Origin of the sequence: Pseudomonas sp. NPDC099000, from assembly GCF_044759925.1 — a bacterium.
Classification (GTDB): domain Bacteria; phylum Pseudomonadota; class Gammaproteobacteria; order Pseudomonadales; family Pseudomonadaceae; genus Aquipseudomonas.
The window spans coordinates 1-1,441 of sequence record NZ_JBIWAF010000058.1 but is presented as its reverse complement, the minus strand read 5'-3'; the positions used below and the strand labels follow the sequence as shown (position 1 = coordinate 1,441).

The window sequence follows — 1,441 nt, the reverse complement described above, 5'->3', positions numbered from 1 at the left end:
TGGTGTGCACCCCAAAAGTTGGACACGACCGATGGGGTGTTTCATGGGAAAGTACACGATTCAAGCGAAGCTATCAGCGGTACAGGATTATTGCGCCGGCAAGGCGGGGCTTAGAGATGTAGCACACCGTCACGAGGTGGATTTTTCGTCGTTGCGCCAGTGGGTTGCGGCGTACCAAGTGCACGGCACAGCCGCTCTGGAAGTAAAAAAAGTGCGCCACTACAGCGCTGAATTCAGGATGTCCGTCTTGAAGCGTATGCGCGAAGAGCAGCTTTCTTACCGCCAAGTAGCCGCATTATTTGATATCCGGAAATTCAACATCGTCGGCGATTGGCAGCGCCGCTATGATGAGGGCGGTGAAAACTCCCTGCTCAGCCAACCCAGACGAACTGGATCAAAGAAAATGCCCAAACCGCCCGAGCCTGCTCAGCCTCTGTTACCTGATGAGTCTCGTTCCCGGGATGAGTTGATCGCAGAACTTAATCAACTTCGGTTGGAAAATGATTATCTAAAAAAGCTCGATGCCTTGGTTCAGAAGAAACGAGCAGCGCAACAGAAAAAGCGCAACTCGTAATTGAACTGAGGCAGCGGCATTCTCTCGACGGCTTATTGAAGGTCGCTGGATTGGCGCGCAGCACGTTCTACTATCAGCAGAAAGTGCTCCAGGCGGCTGATAAGTATGCGGATCTGAAAGCCAAGATATGCGAGGTCTTCAACGAAGAAGAAGGCAAGTTTGGCTATCGCCGCATGACGCTGGCAGTGCGCAAGGCCGGTTTCTTGATCAACTACAAGACAGTGCAACGCCTTATGGCTGAGCTTGGCCTCAGATGCCGCGTACGTGTGAAGAAGTATCGCGCCTACAAAGGTGAAGTGGGTCGAGCCGCCCCCAACCTTCTGAACCGCGATTTCCACGCATCACAACCCAATCAGAAGTGGGTAACCGACGTCACGGAGTTTAAGGTGGGAGGCCAGAAGCTGTATTTATCGCCAATTCTGGACCTCTATAACGCCGAGATCATTTCCTACGATATCGCCAGACGGCCGCTGTTCAGCATGGTCGGGACAATGCTTAGCAAAGCTTTTGCGCGACTAAAAACAGGCGAAAAACCCATCCTGCATTCAGACCAAGGCTGGCAGTACAGGATGCCTATTTATGACCAACGCCTTAAAGAGCACTCGGTCACCGCGAGCATGTCGCGCAAAGGAAACTGTTACGACAATGCGGCCATGGAAAGCTTCTTTGGCACGCTCAAATCCGAATTTTTTTACCTGAAGAAATTCAGTAATCTGGACGAGCTTCAGGCCGGTCTAGTGGACTACATCCACTATTACAATCACCGGCGCATCAAGCTGAGGCTGAACGGAATGAGCCCTGTGGAATACAGGACTCAATCCGTTCAGGCCTAGAACCACAATCGTCCAACTTTTGGGGTGCACACCA

1 protein-coding gene is annotated in these 1,441 nt (G+C 51.8%); it reads left to right on the top strand.

The genetic code is table 11. The features are described from left to right. The first annotated feature begins 43 nt into the window (after positions 1 to 43). A protein-coding gene (locus tag ACIQV9_RS28905) for an IS3 family transposase (protein ID WP_403108665.1) occupies positions 44 to 1,407 on the top strand; the annotation gives its coding sequence in 2 pieces (ribosomal slippage) (positions 44 to 509 and positions 509 to 1,407; 1,365 coding nt in all). The last annotated feature ends 34 nt before the right edge of the window (positions 1,408 to 1,441 follow it).